Consider the following 16,404-nt stretch of genomic DNA (forward strand, 5'->3'; position numbering starts at 1 on the left):
TGCGCCGCCCAAGGAGTTCTCTCAGGTGTCAAAACTTCTGACCGTCCGCGACTTGGTCGTCCAGGTGCCGGCACGAGGCCTCAAAATCCTCGACGGCGTCAGTTTCACCCTCGACGCCGGCCAAACTCTTGGGCTCGTCGGCGAGTCGGGCTGCGGCAAGAGCATGACTTGCTACGCGATCGCAAAAGCTTTGCCGCGCGGCATCGCTCAGACCGCTGGAACGGTGACGCTTGCCGCCGAGGCAATCGGCGCGACCGGCAAGACCGCGCCAAAGATCGCCATGATCTTTCAGGACCCCACCAGCAGCCTCAACCCGGTTCACACAATCGGCTACTATCTCGAGACTGCTCTGCAACGGCATCAGGGCCTGAAAGGGACCGATGCCAGACTCGAGGCCATTCGGCTGTTGGAGCGTGTCGGGATTGATCGGGCGAAAACTCGCCTGCGAGCTTTCCCGCATCAATTTTCAGGCGGTATGAACCAGCGTGTCATGATCGCTCATGCGCTCGCCGCCAAGCCCCAATTGCTGATCGCCGACGAGCCCACGACGGCTCTCGACGTGACGACACAAGCTCAAATCCTTTGTCTGTTGGAGGAACTGCGCTCCGAGACAGGCATGGCGCTCCTGATCGTGTCGCATGATTTGGGGATCATTGCCCGTCTCGCTGACCGTGCGGCGGTCATGTATTGCGGCAAAATCGTCGAGACGGCGCCTGTCGCAGAGCTGCTCGAACAGGCCGCGCACCCGTATTCTCGCGCGCTTATCGACTGCATGCCGAGCATCGACCCCGATGACATCGAGCCGCCACGTCCAATACCAGGCTCGGTTCCGCTGCTCGATAACCTACCCGACGGATGCTACTTCCACCCGCGCTGTTCGCGCGCGACGGAAGCCTGCACCAGTCGGTTCCCCGAGGCGGCAAGCGTTCGCCCGCTCCACCAGGCCGCCTGCTACCATCCGGTGCTTGCATGACGGTCCACCTCCTGCAAGCCCGAAACCTGACCAAACGCTTCCGTCTGAAGTCAGGCTTATTCGCAAAGACGGCCAGCCACACGGCGGTCGACGCCGTCGACCTCGACCTGGCGCCGCGCCAACGCATTGGCATTGTAGGGGAATCGGGCAGCGGCAAATCGACGTTGGGTCGCCTTTTGCTCGGGTTGACCAAACCTTCGGAAGGTGAAGTCAGTTTCGAGGCGAAAGCGCACGCCGATCGCAGTCACAAGGATTGGAAGCGGTTCCGCATGCGGACGTCGCTGGTACAGCAGAACCCACTTTCGGCCCTTAATCCACAAATGAGCATCGGCGAACAAGTCGCCGAGGCGGTTATTGTGCATCGGGTCGCGGACCGCCGCGGCGCTCTTGAGCGCGCCGCCTCGATGCTTGATCGCGTGGGACTTTCCAGTGCCATGATGGAGCGATTTCCGCATCAGCTGTCGGGTGGGCAGCGTCAACGCGTCGTGATCGCTCGCGCCTTGATCTTGCACCCCAAGTTTGTCGTGTTCGACGAGGCGGTTTCGGCATTGGACGTGTCGGTCCAGGCCCAGGTCGCTTCGATCCTGCGGGATCTCTGGCACGAGCTGGAGCTTGGCTACGTCTTCATCACGCACGATCTTCGTATCGTTCGACATCTTGTCGATCGCATCGCGGTCATGTATTTGGGCCGTATCGTCGAGACGGGTGATATCAAGTCCGTCTATTCCGGCCCCAGACACCCTTACACCAAGGCATTGCTGGCCTCGGTGCCGACCATGGACCCGCGGGTCCGAAACGTTGCACCCCCTCTGCAGGGTGAACTCGATATCCACCAGCTGTCTCGCGGCTGTGCCTTCCGCTCGCGCTGCCCGCTGGCGATTGAGCGCTGTGCAACGGAAGTTCCTCTCCTTCGGAAGATGGACCGTCAGTTCGCAGCTTGCCATCGCGCAGAAGAACTGCCCCGGCCGGCCATTGCGCGGATGGAGATGGCGCTATGATGTCGTTTGTGCTGGCTCGTCTGTTGCGGGCAGTTGTGGTGCTGCTTTTGACGGTCACCTTCGTGTTCATTATCCTGCGTGTCAGTGGGGACCCTGCGGAATCCATGCTGGGCGATGCGGCGACGCCTGATGCGATCGCGGCGTTCCGGATCAACTGGGGTCTCGACAAATCGATACCCGAACAATTCGCTGTCTATGTGAGCAATGCCGTCCAGGGCAATTTCGGGAAGTCTGCTGCCGATGGCCGTGACGTGTTCGCAGTGATTGCGGAACGCGTTCCCAAGACGCTCATGCTAACGGTGCCGGCTTTTATCCTCAGCCTGCTCATAGGCATCCCTACCGGTATTCTGGCCGCAGTACGCCGCGGCAAAACTCTAGACAAGGCCGTCATCACCGGTGCCGTGCTCGGGTACAGCGTACCCAGTTTTTTGCTGGGGCTCGGCCTAATCTTTACGTTCGCGGTCTGGCTTCGCGTTCTGCCGAGTTCGGGTAGTTCCACCTGGCAGCACGCGGTCCTGCCGGTGGCGACGTTCGGACTCTTCAACGCAGCAGCTATCGCACGGTTCGCCCGATCTACGCTGATCGAGGTTCTGGAGCAGCCCTACATCGTTGCCGCTCGGGCCGATGGGCTGCCAGGCTGGGACGTCATTGTCCGGCATGCTCTTCCAAACGCGGCGATTCCAATGGTGACGATGCTGGGTTTTATTGCCGCCGGTCTGCTGGGTGGCTCGGTGTTGATCGAGACCGTCTTCGCCTGGCCAGGCCTGGGCAGCGGTTTCGTGCGGGCTACGAGCCTGGGCGACCTGAACGTCGTGCAGGCGATGATCCTGCTCTTCACGGTCTTCATGGTTGCGGTCAACCTGGCCGTCGACATTCTCTACGCGGTCCTCAATCCAAAAATCAGGCTGCAAAGCAATGACGCAAATTAGCGGGGCTGCCCTTCTGAAGTCACCTGCGAGAAAGTTCGGCCAGAAGGTGCCGTTCAGCATCTTGTTGTGCGGTTTGTGGATCGCCGCGGCGGTGATCGTGGCCTTCGGCGCGCAGTGGATTGCACCCTACGACTACACGCAGCAATCCCCTCTGACACGGTTTGCCCTGCCGGGCGTGGTGCCGGGACATCTGCTGGGCACCGACTATGTCGGTCGGGATACGTTGAGCAATTTGCTGATCGCCACGCAGACAACGCTGATGATCGCATTCACCGGCTCGCTCATCTGTGCGCTCATCGGCACGGCCCTCGGATTTGCGGCTGCCCATTTCAGTGGTTGGATCGACAATCTTATCATGGGCTTTGCCGACGCCATGGCATCGGTGCCTTTCATCATTATTGCCATGGGCGTCCTGGCCTTCTTCGGATCGAGCCCACTGCTTTTTATCTTCCTCGTCGGCATTGCGTCCTGGGAGCGCTACGCCCGCCTCACCCGAGGGCTCGTCCTGAGTGCCAATCGCGAGGGCTATGCCGAAGCGGCCAGGATCGTCGGTGTGCCTTCGATGCGCATCTACCTGCGCCACGTCCTGCCCAATATCGCGGGACCCCTGATCGTCCAGCTCACCGTCAACTTCCCGGAAATCATCCTGTTGGAAAGCGGTCTGAGCTTCCTGGGCCTGGGCATCCAGCCGCCCGCAACCAGCCTCGGGCTCATGGTTTCGGACGGCAGGAACTACCTGGCTATCGCCTGGTGGCTGGCTGCCTTCCCCGGCGTGATCATCGTTCTTACCACCCTGTCCATCAGCTTGCTTGGCGATTATCTGCGCGACCGGCTCGATGCACGGCTTCGCTAACCACAGGAACCACAATGAACCCCCTACGTATGACACCAGCCGACATGCGGCTCGGCGGCCATCGCGGCCATAGTGCCGGCGCGCCGGAAAATACCCTCGCCGCTTTCCGCAAGGCGTTCGAGTTCGCCGGAAAAGACGTGACCTGTGAAACCGACCTGGGGATCACCGCGGATGGCGAACTGATCCTCATGCACGACAAGACCGTGGATCGCACGACGAACGGCCTTGGCATTGCACAGGACATGACCTATTCCGAGATCGCTAAACTCGACGCCGGACGCTGGTTTGGCGCAGAATTTGCCGGGGAACAAGTTCCCTTGCTGCGCGATGCCCTCAAGCTGGCTCAGGAGCTCGGCATCATCTACCAGCTCGAGCTCAAGATCTACGATCGCAACGATGTATTTTTCCCAAAGCTGCGTGCCCTTATCGACGAACTGGGCTGCGCCGACCGGCTGCAATTTTCGTCTTTCGACTACGTTCAGCTCAAGGCCGTCAAGAAAGCCATTCCCGAAGTTCCGACCGTCGGGCTCATGCATTCGCGCCTGATTGATCCGGCAGCTCTGGCTCTACAGGCGGATCTGGATGCTATGAACATCGAAATCTACCACTTCGAAAGCGGCGAGGCGCGGCAACTGCACGAAGAAGGGTTGGCAGCGTTTTGCTACCTGCCGGCCCGATACCACGAAAAGCTGATGCAATACGGCGTCGACGTCGAGTCCAAAATCGTTCAATGGGTTCGTGATGGCCAATTGGACCAACTGCTTGGCGACGACGTCGCTCAGGTGGCGCGGCTCAAGAAAGCAGCCAATGTCTGATCAGCATGCAACCATATCAGCACTATCCCCGATCGCGACGGTCGTCGAAAGGATCGCCCGCGAGGCGGGCAATCTTGCCATGACCCACTTCCGTTCGCTGGCAACCCTGCCGGTTGAAATCAAGGGACACCTCGACCTGGTGACCAGGGCAGACAGGGAGGTCGAAGACTTCCTGATCACCCACCTTCGTAGCGCCTTTCCGGCGGATGGCATCTATGGCGAAGAAAGCGGCGAACTTTCAGGGACTTCCGGCCGCATTTGGGTTATCGACCCTATTGACGGGACATTCAACTTTGTGCGCGGCGGGCAGAACTGGGCGATCTCAATCGGGTTGTTCGAGAATCGTCGACCCTCCTTCGGCGTTATTCATGCGCCGGCTCGAGACCTGACGCTTGTTGGGGGCCAAGCTGTGCCAACGCAGCTCAACGGAGAGCCGATCAAGCCGCTGCCGGCGTTGAATATGTTGCAGGCGTCTACTGGATTTAGCTTTCACCCGTCTGCCTCGACAGCGGACCGCCTAGAGGTCATCCGCTTCATTTCCGACGATCTGCGGGCCAGTTTCCGACTCTGCGGCGCGGCGACCCTATCGCTGATTGAAGTTGCGATGGGCGAGACGGATGGCTACGTGTCACTCGGGGATTCAACTTGGGACGTCATGGCAGCGTTGCCGATCCTGAAGAACCTTGGTGTCTCCAGCACCATCGATTGGGACAAGATCGACCTTGCCGCCAAGTTGCGCTTTGCCTGCGGCAGCGAGGACTTCCTTAAAAGGGTTCGTCCACTGATCGAGCGCGTCTCGCTCGCGGCCTGATGCGGCTCACTCCGTGCCATCGAGGGAACCCCCGTTGCCGCCCACCCACAGTGGTGTCACAGGTGTCCGTCCTGTCAAAGACGCCGGATTTGAGGACCTGATCCTTGCGCTCGGGATCGAGCCCGGACACCGCCCCCTTGTAGTCGTGTCAGCTGTGGCCATCGCCTGCGCAGTTTCGCCTCAAGTTTGGTCGCAGGTAGGCGGGCCCTACCTTGACGGTTGCCGGTCGTGGTTAGATGGCGCCTGTGTGGAAGAGCTCGGCCAGCCTTTCGAAAAGAGCTGGCGCTGCTGCGATGACGCGATTTCCTTTGCGCAGCCCGTCATCGGCAAAGAAGTCGTTGCAACGGCCACCGGCTTCGGCGACGAGCACCAGCCCAGCGGTGACGTCCCAGGCATTAAGGTGAGCTTCGAAAAAGCCGTCGAGCGTGCCCTCGGCCACTTGCGCCAGCGCCACGGCGGCCGAGCCGTTGCGGCGATACTCAGCGCCGGTGCCCAGCAGGGACAGCACGTGGGCAGCATGGCGTTCGGGGCGGACACGCGAGGAATATTCAAGCACGACAGTCGACTGCGCCAAAGGCCGCTCAGCAACGCGGAGTGGGACACCATTGCGGCGGGCGCCATGGCCACGCCGAGCGCTATAGAGCGCTTGCTGCGACGGCTGGTAGATGGCGCCAAGCTGGGCCCAGCCAGCGACGACGAGGCCAATCGAGACGCACCAATCCGGTCGGCCAGCGACGAAATTGGAGGTTCCGTCGATCGGATCGATGGCCCAGATGGCGCCGCTGATGCCCTTTATGTCGGTGCCTTCTTCGCCCAGCATGCCATCGGCGGGGAAGGCCGCCGCCAGTCGTCCAACGATCAGCTGCTCGACGGCGACATCGGCCGTGCTGACGAAGTCTTGTGCACCCTTGAGCGAGACGCCGAGCGCGGCGCGGTCCGCCAGGAGCCGCGCCGCGAGTTGCCCGGCTTCCAGGGCGATTGCCTCGGCGGCTAGCAGCCGTTGTGCCAGGCCCACCGAATCGATCGACACGTTTCCTCCTGTCGAATGAACGAAAGACGCCGCTAGCGTGTGAAAACGCCGCCGGGGCCGATATGCATGTTGGTGAGTGTGCGGTCCTGCGACGACAACCGCCAGTTCAGCATCTGCTGCGCACACTCGAGCAGCACATCGCGATAGGCGGGGTCTGCCGCCAGGTCGCGCATTTCATGGGGATCCGCCTCGATATCGAACAGCAGCGGTGGCAGCGCCGCGAAATGCACGTATTTCCAGCGCGCGTCGCGGATGACGGCATAGCAGCACTGGTCCGAGCCGAGGCCCAGAGCGTGCTCGGGGCGCTGGGTGCGCACCTCGCGGAAATCGTGCTCGAAAAACACGGCATGGCGCCAGTCGACAGGTGTCTCGTTGCGCAGGAACGGCGCCAGCGAGTGGCCGTCGCAGGTGCGCGGGACCGGCGCTCCGATTGCCTCAAGGATCGTCGGCATCACGTCAATGGCTTCGCTGAAGGCGTCGATCCGCCGGCCGCGGGCCATGCCGGGACGGGGGTCGCGGATGACGAGGGGCAGGTGAAAGGCCGGATCGAAATAGGTTTCCTTGCCCCAAACATAGTGCTCGCCCAGCGTCTCGCCGTGGTCCGAAGTGACCACGATCAAGGTGCGGTCGTATTGTCCGGTGCGCTTGAGGTGCGCGACGATGCGGCCGACCTGGTCATCGACCTCGCGCACCAACCCATAATAAGTGGCGCGCATCTGGCGGATTTCGAGGTCATCGGCGGCGATCACATCAAGCGGGTTGAGCTCGTCGGTCGCACCGGGTAGACGCTGGCTATCGATCGCGAAACGCAACAGCGGTGCTGCTGCGCCTGCAGTTCGGGCGTCTCGGCGCGCACCGGCATGTCGACATCGGCAGGATGGACCACGGCGTTATATGGCTCGGGCGCGATCAGCGGCGGGTGCGGGCGAAAGAACACCAGATGGGCGAACCATGGCTTGTCCTGCCGCACCAGAAGCCATTTAAGGAAGTGGTCGACAAGGAAAGTGGTTTCGTCATCCTCGGCCGGAAACTCGGACGGGATGAAGCGGAAACCGCGATCGGCGGGTTTTTCAAATCCGCGCTTGGGACGGAACACGTCGGCGCGGCCGTTCGGCAGCTCGTAGCCCTTGGCGATGAGATCGGCGATCCAGGGTCCAAAATCCTCGGGCAGATGCAATGGCGTAACGAAGCCGGGCATAACACCATCGTCATAGGCGGTGAGCGCCGGATCGTTGGGGTGTTTCAGGCGCGGGTCTGGGGTGGTGTCGGTATAGCCGAACATGGCGGGGTCATAGCCGGCCTTGCGCGCCTCGAGCGCGAGGTTGGTATGGCGTGCATCGAGCGGCGTACCGTTGCGTCCCGAGCGGTGGTTCATCAGATAGAGACCCGTCAGCAGGCTGGTCCGCGCGGGGCCGCAGGCTGTGCACTGGCCGAAATGGCGACTGAACAGCGCGCCGTCTGCGGCCAGTGCGTCCATGTTGGGCGTCTGCGCATTGGGGTGGCCAAGGACCGACAGACAGTCGCCGCGCCATTGATCGGCGCAGATTAGCAGCACGTTCATCCGCTCGTGCCGGTTCGGCGTGCTCGTCATGTCATCCCCCATCGGTGCTCTCGTCGAGCGTGTCATAACCTGTGTATCTGCCCGCTTTATGACAGTTTGTGACGCTTAGATGAATTTTTATGCACCCCGTTTACCCCCTTTCGGTCAACATGCAACATTCCTCAACATAAACCAACATTGGCTGAAACCTCAGCAAAGGGGCTGTCATGGGCGCGTTGCGCTTGTCCGGCATCGGGCGAAGCTTTGGCGATTTCGCTGCCGTCAGCGACCTCAGCCTTGACGTCGCCGATGGCGAGTTCGTCACCTTGCTCGGCCCGTCCGGCTGCGGCAAGACCACGACGCTGCGCATGGTCGCCGGCTTCATTTCCCCGGACCGTGGCGAGATCGCCTTTGATGGCGAGCGCATCAATGCGGTGCCGCCCCATCGGCGCGACACCGGCATGGTGTTCCAGTCCTACGCGCTGTTTCCGCATATGATCGTTGCCGACAATGTCGGCTTTGGGCTGCGGATGCGCGGCATGCCGGCGGAGCCGCGCCGCGAGCGCATCGCCGAGTCCCTGGCGATGGTCAATCTCGTTGGCCTCGAGCGGCGACGGCCGGGCGAATTGTCGGGCGGGCAGCAGCAGCGCGTGGCGTTGGCGCGCGCCATCGCGATCCGGCCGCAGATTCTGCTGTTCGACGAACCGCTTTCCAACCTTGACGCCCGGCTGCGCGAAAAAGTCCGGCTCGAAATCCGCGAACTGCAGCGCCGGCTCGGCATCACCACGCTCTACGTGACGCATGACCAGGCCGAGGCGCTGGCAATGTCGGACCGCATCGTGGTGATGGATGCCGGCCGCATCGAGCAGGTCGGCACGCCCGACGAGATCTACCGCTCGCCAGCGACGCGCTTCGTCGCAGATTTTGTTGGCGCGGCCAATATTGTCGATGGCCACAGCCTGGGTGAAGGGGTTTTCAAGACCAAGGTGGGGACGCTGCGAACGCTTGACCGCAACGTTCCCGCCGGCAAGCCGGTAACGCTCATCTGGCGCGCCGAAGATATGCAACGGGCCGGTGCCGGCACACCCGACATCCATGACGCCCGCGTCAGCGGCGTTGTCTATCACGGCGGCTTTGTCGAGGTGATCGTGGAAGTTGCGGGCGAACTGTTGCGCGCACAATTGCCGAGCGACACGCCGCCCCGGGTCGGCGACCGCATCGGCTTCGTCGTGCCGGCCGAGCGGGTGCGCCTAGTGGGTGGATCATGAACACCAGCCGCCTGCAGATCGCCCTCATGGTCCTGCCCGGGGCAGGATTTATTTTCCTATTCCTCGCCGCGGCAATGGTGATGACGGTGCTGCAGAGCGTCGGCATCTACCGCGTCGTCGGCCCGTCGCAGTTCACGCTCGCATTCTGGCAGGGGCTGTTTGACAAATCGTTCTTCGATTCATTCCTGTTCTCGCTCAAGGTCGGGCTCGGCAGCGCCATGGGCACGTTGCTGCTTTCCTATCCGCTTGCCTTGTTTCTGCGCCGCAAGCGTTTCGGCGCTTCGGTGATCGGCGCTATCGTCAAGGTGCCACTGTTCGTGCCGGCGCTGGTGGCAGCCTTCCTCATCCTCAACATGCTGGCCTTCCATGGCTTGCTCAACAGCGGCCTGCTCGCCCTCGGCATCATCGACACGCCATTGCGGCTGCTCAACGACAAGTTTGGCTGGAACGTCCTCATCATCCAGGTCTGGAAGAACCTGCCGTTCCAATTGGTGATTCTTGCCTCGGTGCTGCAGACCATCCGCTCGGACATCGAGGATGCGGCGCGCAATCTCGGCGCCAGCCCGTTGCAGGTGGTGCTGCACATCATCCTGCCGCTCTCGATCCCTGGCATTCTCATCGCCGTGGCGTTGGTCTTCATCCTGAGCTTCGGCGACTACGCAATTACCAGCATAGCGGGGCCGATCAACCCGCCCTCGCTGCCGGTGCTGATGTATACCCGCGCCTTCACCCGGCACGATTGGGACAGTGCGGCCTGTATCGGGCTGGTAATCGTGTTCACATCGCTACTGTTTGTCGCCCTCTATGCCTGGATGGCGCGGCTGCTGCAGGGGGCCGGACAATGAGCGCGCTCGCGGCACCTGTCGCAGTGGCGCCAGCCGTGGTCAAGCGCCGGCGGCTCAAGGCCTGGCAGTTCCTGACGCTGCTGGTCATCGCCCTTCTGATCGCCTGGACCGTAATTCCGCTGTTCATGGTGGTGATGTGGTCGCTGGTCAATCCTGACGATCCGTGGTCGCCCCCTGCGGTGCTACCACCCAGCCTGTCGTTGGCGCAGTGGCACTACGTCTTTGAATATTCCAACATCGTCAACTCGGTCATCACCAGCTTCACACTGGCGCCGGTGGTGACGCTGCTTTCCTTTGTGCTGTCGCTGCCTACCGCCTACGCGCTGGGCCGGCTCGACTTCCTAGGCAAGGAGGTGCTGCGCGTACTCATCCTCTTGCCCATCGTTCTGCCCGGCATGGTGATCGCGATGTTCCTCAGCCGCGCGTTCTTCGCGGTGGGGTTGGGGCAGACCTTTATCGGCCTGGCGCTGGGCCACACCCTGCTCAGCATGCCTTACATGCTGCGCATCCTGACCACCGCCTTCGAATCCATCCCGCAGGACGTGATCGATGCGGCGCGCAATCTGGGCGCCGGGCGCTTGGCCCTGGTCACGTCCATCCTCATCCCCATGGTGCTGCCGGGGCTCGTCGCCGGCGCCATCTTCACCTTCATCAATAGTCTCGAAGAGTTCAGCCTCACCTTCGTCATCGGCACGCCGACGTTCCAGACCATCCCGACCATCCTCTACGACTATCTCGGCTACCATTTCGTGCGCACCAATGCGGCGGTGGTGTCGATCATACTGCTGGTGCCCAGCCTGCTGCTGCTCTTTGCGACCGAACGCTTTCTCAAGGCGGAGTACCTCTCCTCCGCCTTCGGGAAATTCTGAGTGCCGCGTAAGCCAATCCATTCAAAACTGTACGGGAGAAATAGGATGAAATTCCTGCAGACCATGCTGGTCTCGGCCTTGGCGCTGCTTGCGCCGCTGACCGCAACCGGCTCCGCCCATGCCGCCGACGCCGTGCTGAGCAAGACCTGGGACCAGATCGTCGCCGATGCCAAGAGCGAAGGCGAGCTGACGTTCTACGCCTGGTGGGGTGAAGAGTTCTGGCGCGACGCCGCCAAGGACTTCGAAGCCAAGTACGGCATCAAGGTCAATGTCATCATCGGCGACAACACCGCCACAGTCGGCAAGATCGTCGCCGAAACCCCCAACGCCACCGGCACCATCGATGCCACGCTGGTGGGCGGCGTCAGCTTGAAGCTGCTGTTGGATGCCAACTCGCTGCTCGGCCCGATCGCCCCGGTCATCCCCGATACCGACAAGCTCGATGCCAAGCTGTCGGTCGTCCATGAAGGCTATGCCACCGGCGGCTATCTGGTGCCGGTCTACCGCAATCAGGTCGGCTTCCTCTACGACCCGGAAAAGCTCGCAACTCCACCGCAGACCTGGGCAGAGTTTACCGCCTGGCTCGACGCCAATCCGGGCCAGTTCGCCTTCAACGACCCGTCCAAGGGTGGCTCGGGCCAGGCCTTCGTGCAGGCCGCACTGGTCAATACCCTGGGCGGCGACCAAATCGCCTATGACGGCGCCACTGAAGTCGACCCGGCCCTGACCGCCACCTGGACCAAGGCCTGGGACTGGTTCAATCTCAATGAAGACAAGTTCCTCATCACCGGCTCCAACAGCGACTCGGCCGACCGCGTGAACCAGGGGGAAGTCACCATGGCCGCGCAATGGGATGACGATACCGCCATCGCACTGGCCAAGGGCACGCTGTTCAAGCGCGCCAAGCTCTACATTCCCGCGTTCGGCCTGCCCGGCGGTGGCGACAGCCTCGGCATCCCGGCCAATGCGCCGCACAAGGACGCGGCACTGCTGTTCGTTGCCTACCTTATCCAGCCCGAAGTGCAGGTGCAGCTCAACAAGACCATCGGCAGCTATCTGGCGCGCACCGACGTGAGCGGCGAGTCGGCGATCCTGCCAGAAACCGAGCGGCAGCAGAATGGCCGTCCATGGCTCCCGGGCGTGTATAAAAGCCTCTACATTGAGCAGTTCGTTTCCCAAGTGCTACAGAAGTAGATCTTGATCCGGGCGCGGTCTAAACCGACCGCGCCCAACTTTGATAGAAAGCCTGCGATGAGATCAGTTTCGTGCGCCCGTCCGGCTTGGAGCCGGTGCCGATGGTAGCCGAGCGGCGGCGCGAGGCCATCCTGGCGCTGGCGCAGGCAGGCAGCGAACTGCGGGTCGACGAGATGGCGCGGCGCTTCAGCGTCTCGCGCGAAACCATGCGGCGCGATCTCGACCTGCTGCAGTTGCAGGGCCTTCTGCGCCGTGTGCATGGCGGTGCCCTTCCAGCGCAGACCGGCGCCGAGGCGGGTTTTCGCCAACGGCTCGTCGCCAATGCCGAAGCCAAGCAGAAGATCGCCGGATTGGCGACACCCCTGTTCAACCGGGATGATACCTCTTTATCGACACCGGCACGACGACGCTGATGCTGGCCGCGGCGCTCGCCTCGGCCAACCGGCTCACCGTCATCACCAACAGCGTCGGCGTGGCCAAGCTGATAGGTGACTCCAATGTCGACCACCGCGTCTATATGGTCGGCGGCGCGTATCGTGCCGATACAGAACAGATGCTGGGTTCGGCGAGCATTGCCCATGTGGAGCAATATCGAGCCGACCACGCCGTGTTCAGCTGTGGCGCGCTGGATGGCGACGGCACGCTGATGGATTTCGATCTGGAAGAGGCGATGTTCGCCAAGGCGATCATCGCCCAGGCGCGCAGCGCCACGCTGATTATCGACAGCTCCAAGTTCGACCGCATCGCGATCGCCAAGATTTGCGATCTCGCCCCGATCACACGCCTGGTCACCGACCGGTCGCCGCCGCTGCATTATGTGGAACTTTTCCGCGCCAATAATGTGGAACTGCTGGTGGCCGACGACACGCCATAGCCGTCGGCCATTTCGCCTGATGCTCCACACACATTCGAGCCCATGTTGGCATTGCTACGCTCACGCGTTTCTAGGGATGCGCTTCGGGTGCTGTCGACATTTGGCGGATATGACGTATCTCGACCGGCGATCCGTCGCTGCGTCGGGGTGGTCAACGACAATGGCTTATCGGCAGTTCGGCAGATTTCCCTCGTCCGGCGCCTTCACGATGCAGTCTCGATAGCGCTGCATTCCTTCCTCCGCTCCGTTTTTCAGCTGATCGAATAGCCGCCATCAACCACTAAAGTGGTGCCGGTGACGAAGCTGGCGAGGGGGGAACAGAGATAGAGCACGGCGCTGGCGACTTCGGCGGGGATGCCCCAGCGGTTGAGCGGCGTGCGCGCCAGGATCGGGTTGGCGCGGGCGGGATCAGCGCGGAGGGGTTCGGTCAGGGGAGTGGCGATCCAGCCGGGGGCGACGGCGTTGACGCGGATTGCGTCCGGCGCATAGGCGATGGCCAGCGACTTGGTGAGTTGGGAAATACCGCCTTTGCTCGCGGCATAGCCGGGCACGAGGCCGCCGCCGAAAATCGACAGCATGGACGCCAGATTGACGATGGCCCCCGCGCCCGAGCGGGACAGCAGCGGACGCGCCGCCGCGCAGCAGCGCATGGTGCCGCTCAGGTTCACATCGATGACCTGATCGAAGACTGCGGGATCCAGTTCGTCACCGCGGCGGATGATGCCGGCGCAATTGACCAGTACATCGAGGCCCGGCAGGCCGGCGATCAGGGCGTTGACGGCGACACCGTCGCGGACGTCAAGCAGCTTGAAGCTGGCCGTGGCAAAATCCGGCTCGCCCAGGAGAATGTCGATTTCGCTTTGCGCAATGCCGGCGGCGGTGACTGTCGCGCCGCCGCGCAAAAAGGCGCGCGATACGGCTGCGCCGATGCCCGAAGTGCCGCCGGTGACGAGCACGCGTTTGCCAGCGAACCAGCCGGAAGGCCATTCCGAGTTATCGGGCAAGGTGCCTTGCTGATCCATCAGCGCACGAACTGGTCGACAAAGGCGCCGCCCAGGCCGATTTTTTCATAATGGGCGCGGCACATGTCGATCTTGGTGAACACGTCTTCATAGCCGACATGCCGGTTTTGCTCGTCCAGATAGACCATGGAGCCGGTAATGTTGAAAAAGGTGATCATCTCGGGGCAATCGTCCGGCACCATCAGGGTATGCACCTCGCCGGGGGGTTCGAACACGTAGGAGCCGGTTTCGGCAACCCAGTCGTGTTCCTTGTAAAACCAGCGGCCCTTGATGACGTAGCCATGCACCGGATTGGGATGCAGATGGCGCGACAGCACGCCGGCGCGGCGTACGCGCAGCAGGTTGCACCACTGCCCGGCCAAAGTATTCAGCATCAGCGGGCGAAACCACACGCCTTCGGCCTGGGGCACCCAGACGCGCTCGTCATCGGGCATGGCCGGCACCGCAATTTCGGCCGGGGCCAGCGGGTGGGCCGAACCGGCCATGTTCTGGTACATGCAGCAACTCCTCTTGTTGATGCTATTATGTTTGGCCAGCGGCAAGGCGCAATAGCGCTGTTGCTGTTGTCGCATCGACGGCCGATGCCCAATCCGTAATCTAAATCCGGGGCGGCACAAAGCTTGTGCATAGAGTGCGATGGGGCGCTTGCAAGGCCTGGGCGAATTTGTCAGACATATGTCATCTGACACGCTGGGGCGTGACATGAGCGTCGCCGTCGGTCGGCAGTTTGCCGAACGAGGGCGGAGGGTGGACTGCAACATGGAGGGAGTTGAATGAACGCCTTGTGGAAGATAGCCGGCGCGTTGGCGCTGGTGGCCGGGTTGGTGATTCCGGCGGTGGCGCAGACGACGATCGTCGCGCCGGGCCAGAACACCGCTGGCACCTATATGGATTACATGAAGACGGTTTATGCCCGCGCCACCTATGCCGAAGTGCTGCAAGTGCCGCTGACCAGCTTCGATAAGGATTTCACGCTGACCGCGCTGGGCGCCGAAAGCTGGAGCCAGTCCGAGGATGGGTTGACCTGGACGTTCAAGCTGCGGCCGGGCCTGGTGTGGAGCGACGGCGAGCCGTTGACGTCGGAGGACTATGTGTTCGCGCTGCAGCGCGCGGCGACCGATGGCTATGACTTCAACTGGTACTGGGATTTTGCCGGCGGCATCAAGAACTGGAAGGACGTGACCGAAGGCAAGGCCGGCGTATCCACCCTGGGCCTCAAGGCCGTCGACGATCTGACCATCGAGGTTACCACGGCAGCGCCCAAGCCCTATCTGCCCAGCGTGGTCAGCCTATGGTACCCGGTGCCCAAGCACCAGTACGACACGTTCGGCGACGATTGGGCGACCAATATCGACACCGTTGTTTCCTCGGGTCCATTCCTTCTGGACAGCTGGGAAAAATCCAACAACTCGGTCGTTCTGGTCAAGAACCCGACCTATACCGGGCCATGGCAATCGGAGGTCGATCGCATCGAGGTCGATCCGACGCTGGGCGCTCCCGAGGTCGGGCTGCCAGCCTTCCTTGCCGGGGATGCCGATTATTCCTTTCTCAATACCGGACAGGTGCCGGTAGCGAGCCAGCGCTATCCCGATGGCATCCGCAAGAATGCGGTGTTTGCGGTGTCCTATATCTCGTTCGACCTGAGTTCGGCGCCATTCGACAATTTGGATGTACGCAAGGCGCTGTATTATGCGGTCAACCGCGATGAGCTGACCTCGACCGTGCTCAAGGATATCGCCATTCCCGCCGGCTCGATCCTGGCGCCCGGCTATCCCGGCTACAATGCCGAGATAGCTGCCGAAGCCGTGTTCGATCCCGAAAAAGCCAAGCAGTTCATGGCAGATGCGGGTTATCCCAATGGCGAAGGCTTTCCGGAAATCGAAATCTGGTATCGCGAGGAAGGCGGCTATAACAGCGCCATCGTGCCGCCGATGGCACAGTATCTGCAGGCGCAGTTCAAGGACATCCTGGGCATCACCATGAATATCCGCGTGCTGCCGACGCAGGACTGGATGGATGGGCTGTTGACCAAGAAGAACAACATCTTCATCGCGCCCTATGAATATGACTATCTCGACCCGTCCAACTTCTTCGGCATTTTCTACAATGGTGGCCGGCATGACCATCACGTGGCCGCTTACGACAAGCTGGTGGCCGAAGCCGACAGCAATCCGGTGTGGGAAGAGCGCCTCAAGCTGTATGCCCAGGCCGAACAGGTGCTGATCGACAATGCCTCGATCGTGCCGCTGGTGCATCCGATCACCATCGCGGTGCTGAGCGACCAATTGGGCGGGGAGGCATCGACCCCCAATACGCTGGGTTTTACCCCGCTCGACCGGCTGGGCCACTACTTCTTCACCCATCTGACCAAGCAATAGACCAC

The 16,404-nt window shown here is 62.0% G+C and carries 18 protein-coding genes; 13 read left to right on the top strand and 5 right to left on the bottom strand.

Annotation, left to right across the window (positions count from 1 at the left end):
* Window positions 1-25 precede the first annotated feature (25 nt).
* Genes ACFE8X_RS03370 through ACFE8X_RS03395 form a run of 6 tightly spaced genes read left to right on the top strand, consistent with a single transcriptional unit; the run spans window position 26 to window position 5,379 of the window.
* The gene (locus ACFE8X_RS03370) at window positions 26-973 is read left to right on the top strand and encodes an ABC transporter ATP-binding protein (RefSeq protein WP_375450041.1); all 948 of its coding nucleotides are present in this window, start codon (window positions 26-28) and stop codon (window positions 971-973) included.
* The gene (locus tag ACFE8X_RS03375; RefSeq protein WP_375450042.1) at window positions 970-1,971 is read left to right on the top strand and encodes an oligopeptide/dipeptide ABC transporter ATP-binding protein; all 1,002 of its coding nucleotides are present in this window, start codon (window positions 970-972) and stop codon (window positions 1,969-1,971) included. The genes ACFE8X_RS03370 and ACFE8X_RS03375 overlap by 4 nt, the downstream gene beginning before the upstream one ends.
* Window positions 1,968-2,900, top strand: coding sequence for an ABC transporter permease (locus ACFE8X_RS03380; protein WP_375450043.1), 933 nt, complete (start codon window positions 1,968-1,970; stop codon window positions 2,898-2,900). Before ACFE8X_RS03375 ends, ACFE8X_RS03380 begins: the two co-directional genes overlap by 4 nt.
* A complete protein-coding gene (locus tag ACFE8X_RS03385; RefSeq protein WP_375450044.1) occupies window positions 2,887-3,753 on the top strand; it encodes an ABC transporter permease in 867 nt (288 codons plus the stop codon). Before ACFE8X_RS03380 ends, ACFE8X_RS03385 begins: the two co-directional genes overlap by 14 nt.
* Window positions 3,754-3,767: 14 nt before the next feature.
* Window positions 3,768-4,568 carry a glycerophosphodiester phosphodiesterase gene (locus ACFE8X_RS03390; RefSeq protein WP_375450045.1) on the top strand — a complete coding sequence of 267 codons (801 nt, stop codon included), beginning with the start codon at window positions 3,768-3,770 and terminating at the stop codon, window positions 4,566-4,568.
* Window positions 4,561-5,379, top strand: a complete 819-nt coding sequence (locus tag ACFE8X_RS03395) for an inositol monophosphatase family protein (RefSeq protein ID WP_375450046.1) — start codon at window positions 4,561-4,563, stop codon at window positions 5,377-5,379. The genes ACFE8X_RS03390 and ACFE8X_RS03395 overlap by 8 nt, the downstream gene beginning before the upstream one ends.
* A 232-nt stretch (window positions 5,380-5,611) precedes the next feature.
* On the opposite strand, the gene ACFE8X_RS03400 is transcribed toward ACFE8X_RS03395, so the two are convergent.
* From ACFE8X_RS03400 to ACFE8X_RS03410, 3 genes are read right to left on the bottom strand one after another with little or no spacing between them, the layout of a single operon-like run.
* Window positions 5,612-6,409 carry an inositol monophosphatase family protein gene (locus ACFE8X_RS03400; protein WP_375450047.1) on the bottom strand — a complete coding sequence of 266 codons (798 nt, stop codon included), beginning with the start codon at window positions 6,407-6,409 and terminating at the stop codon, window positions 5,612-5,614.
* Window positions 6,410-6,441: 32 nt separating this feature from the next.
* Window positions 6,442-7,221 (bottom strand): sulfatase-like hydrolase/transferase, encoded by a 780-nt coding sequence (locus ACFE8X_RS03405; protein ID WP_375450048.1) that lies wholly within the window; start codon window positions 7,219-7,221, stop codon window positions 6,442-6,444.
* A complete protein-coding gene (locus ACFE8X_RS03410) occupies window positions 7,155-8,000 on the bottom strand; it encodes a sulfatase-like hydrolase/transferase (protein ID WP_375450049.1) in 846 nt (281 codons plus the stop codon). Before ACFE8X_RS03410 ends, ACFE8X_RS03405 begins: the two co-directional genes overlap by 67 nt.
* Before the next feature lie 176 nt (window positions 8,001-8,176).
* On the opposite strand from ACFE8X_RS03410, the gene ACFE8X_RS03415 reads away from it, so the two are divergent.
* From ACFE8X_RS03415 to ACFE8X_RS03440, 6 genes are all read left to right on the top strand, one after another.
* A complete protein-coding gene (locus ACFE8X_RS03415) occupies window positions 8,177-9,217 on the top strand; it encodes an ABC transporter ATP-binding protein (protein ID WP_375450050.1) in 1,041 nt (346 codons plus the stop codon).
* Entirely contained in the window at window positions 9,214-10,062 is an 849-nt protein-coding gene (locus ACFE8X_RS03420; protein ID WP_375450051.1) for an ABC transporter permease, read from the top strand. The genes ACFE8X_RS03415 and ACFE8X_RS03420 overlap by 4 nt, the downstream gene beginning before the upstream one ends.
* The gene (locus tag ACFE8X_RS03425; protein ID WP_375450052.1) at window positions 10,059-10,931 is read left to right on the top strand and encodes an ABC transporter permease; all 873 of its coding nucleotides are present in this window, start codon (window positions 10,059-10,061) and stop codon (window positions 10,929-10,931) included. Before ACFE8X_RS03420 ends, ACFE8X_RS03425 begins: the two co-directional genes overlap by 4 nt.
* Window positions 10,932-10,976: 45 nt before the next feature.
* The gene (locus tag ACFE8X_RS03430; protein ID WP_375450053.1) at window positions 10,977-12,125 is read left to right on the top strand and encodes an extracellular solute-binding protein; all 1,149 of its coding nucleotides are present in this window, start codon (window positions 10,977-10,979) and stop codon (window positions 12,123-12,125) included.
* A gap of 71 nt (window positions 12,126-12,196) precedes the next feature.
* On the top strand, window positions 12,197-12,538 hold the full coding sequence (locus ACFE8X_RS03435) for a DeoR family transcriptional regulator (protein ID WP_375450054.1): 342 nt from the start codon (window positions 12,197-12,199) through the stop codon (window positions 12,536-12,538).
* A complete protein-coding gene (locus tag ACFE8X_RS03440; RefSeq protein WP_375450055.1) occupies window positions 12,538-12,999 on the top strand; it encodes a DeoR/GlpR family DNA-binding transcription regulator in 462 nt (153 codons plus the stop codon). The genes ACFE8X_RS03435 and ACFE8X_RS03440 overlap by 1 nt, the downstream gene beginning before the upstream one ends.
* Before the next feature lie 251 nt (window positions 13,000-13,250).
* Here ACFE8X_RS03440 and ACFE8X_RS03445 read toward each other — a convergent pair whose 3' ends face one another.
* Both ACFE8X_RS03445 and ACFE8X_RS03450 read right to left on the bottom strand, forming a co-directional pair.
* Window positions 13,251-14,021, bottom strand: a complete 771-nt coding sequence (locus ACFE8X_RS03445; RefSeq protein WP_375450056.1) for an SDR family NAD(P)-dependent oxidoreductase — start codon at window positions 14,019-14,021, stop codon at window positions 13,251-13,253.
* Complete coding sequence (locus ACFE8X_RS03450) at window positions 14,021-14,518, bottom strand: 2,4'-dihydroxyacetophenone dioxygenase family protein (RefSeq protein ID WP_375450057.1); 498 nt, start codon at window positions 14,516-14,518, stop codon at window positions 14,021-14,023. The genes ACFE8X_RS03445 and ACFE8X_RS03450 overlap by 1 nt, the downstream gene beginning before the upstream one ends.
* 276 nt (window positions 14,519-14,794) lie before the next feature.
* Here ACFE8X_RS03450 and ACFE8X_RS03455 point away from each other — a divergent pair, with 276 nt between their 5' ends.
* The gene (locus ACFE8X_RS03455) at window positions 14,795-16,399 is read left to right on the top strand and encodes an ABC transporter substrate-binding protein (RefSeq protein ID WP_375450058.1); all 1,605 of its coding nucleotides are present in this window, start codon (window positions 14,795-14,797) and stop codon (window positions 16,397-16,399) included.
* The last annotated feature ends 5 nt before the right edge of the window (window positions 16,400-16,404 follow it).

Origin of the sequence: uncultured Devosia sp. (genome assembly GCF_964244875.1) — a bacterium.
Taxonomy (GTDB): Bacteria; Pseudomonadota; Alphaproteobacteria; order Rhizobiales; family Devosiaceae; genus Devosia.